At 60.6% G+C, this 1,579-nt stretch carries 2 protein-coding genes; both read right to left on the reverse strand.

From position 1 onward, the window contains the following. A complete protein-coding gene (locus RG2_RS31160) occupies positions 1–324 on the reverse strand; it encodes a hypothetical protein (RefSeq protein WP_033237421.1) in 324 nt (107 codons plus the stop codon). Next, complete coding sequence (locus tag RG2_RS31165; protein WP_033237420.1) at positions 308–1,573, reverse strand: aromatic ring-hydroxylating oxygenase subunit alpha; 1,266 nt, start codon at positions 1,571–1,573, stop codon at positions 308–310. The genes RG2_RS31160 and RG2_RS31165 overlap by 17 nt, the downstream gene beginning before the upstream one ends. Between the last annotated feature and the right edge of the window lie 6 nt (positions 1,574–1,579).

The following is a 1,579-nucleotide window of genomic DNA, read 5'->3' on the forward strand; positions in this document are numbered from 1 at the left end:
TCAGACGACGGGTTCGACGGTGACGGCTACGTAGGCTGCGCCGCTGTCGGGGACGCGGGGTTGTTTCCAGACTTCGATGGGGAAGGTGACCATGACGAAGGATTGCATGAGGTGTACGAGTGCTCGTGCGTCGTCGGGTAGGTCGTCGAGGGGGAATTTGTCGCAGTAGGTGATGGCGTCTTCGAGTCGGTTGAAGGCGGCGTCGTAGAAGTCTTGCATTTCGGGCATGGTGGAGGCGAGGCGTTTTGCGTAGCGTTCGCCTTCGGTGGGGAGGATCCAGTCGGCGAAGCGTTCGAGGTCGGCGAAGTCAGTTGGTAGTGGCATCGCGGTGCTCCTTGACGTGTGTTCGTGCGGTGTGGTGAAGGTGGCGGATGAGGAGTTCTTGGTCGCAGAGGGGGAATTCGGTGACGGTGCGGGTGGCCATCATTGTTTGTGAGGCTTCGAGGGTGTTCGCGTCTTGGAGTGCGTATTCCTTGAAGGTGACTGCGGCGAGTTCGTGTGCGAGTCGTTCGCGGGTGTTCTTGGGGGGTACGAAGTAGAGGCTGGCTTCGAAGATGTGTTTGTCGACTGCGGTGGGCCAGTAGTGGTAGGTGAGGTACCAGCCTGGTGCCCAGATGAGGAGCATGAAGTTGGGGAAGATGGTGAAGCTGTCTTCGCCCCAGGCTGCGTGGCGTGCGGGGTTGAGTGTGGGGGGTAGGGGGTCGAGGCCTTCGATGTCGGGGCGGTCCCAGGGGCCGAAGAGTCCGCTGCGCAGTGCGCGTTCGATGGGCTTGACCATGTTGAGGTCTTTCGGCGGTGCCATTCCGCCCCATGAGGAGATGAGGGAGTGGGGTCCGTCGAGTTCGTAGTGGAGTGCTTCGAAGCCGGTGGCGGCGAGTTTGTCTGCTTCGGCCTTGGTTGCCTGCTTCTGGTGCAGGATGGGGGCGTGGTAGAACTCGGCGAATGCGTCGATGAAGAGTTTCCAGTTGCTGCCGATTTCGGCGCGGTAGCTGTAGACCTCGGTCATTTCGTGGAAGGGGTAGCCTTCGACGCCCTTGAGCATGGGGCCGAGGTATTCCTCGAGGCTTTGCTGGGGGTTGAGGTTGACGAAGATGAAGCCTTGCCAGGTTTCGCAGGTGACTTCGACGAGTCCGTAGTCCTGCTTGTCGACGTCGAAGAATTCGCCTTCTTGTTGGATGAAGGAGAGTTTGCCGTCGAGGTCGTAGCGCCAGGCGTGGTATTTGCAGGTGAACTGGCGGCAGGTGCCTGAGGTTTCGTCGCCGGGGATTTCGTTCCATACCAGCTTGTTTCCGCGGTGGCGGCAGACGTTGTGGAATGCGCGGATGGTTCCGTCGGCGCCTTTGACGATGATCAGGGAGGTGTTGACGGCGGCGAGTTCTTTGGTGAAGTAGCTGCCGGTGCGGGGGACTCGTTCGACGCGTCCGACGTTGAGCCAGGTGCGTTTGAAGATTGCTTCGCGTTCGGCTTCGTAGTGTTCGGGGTCGATGGAGTCGGTGTAGTCGACGGGTGCGGTGCCGAGGTGGGGATACTGTTCGGTCCAGCTTCCCGCGGCCGGTTTGGCGAAGTGTGGCACGGTCTA

Source organism: Rhodococcus globerulus NBRC 14531 (assembly GCF_001894805.1).
Classification (GTDB): Bacteria; Actinomycetota; Actinomycetes; order Mycobacteriales; family Mycobacteriaceae; genus Rhodococcus_F; species Rhodococcus_F globerula.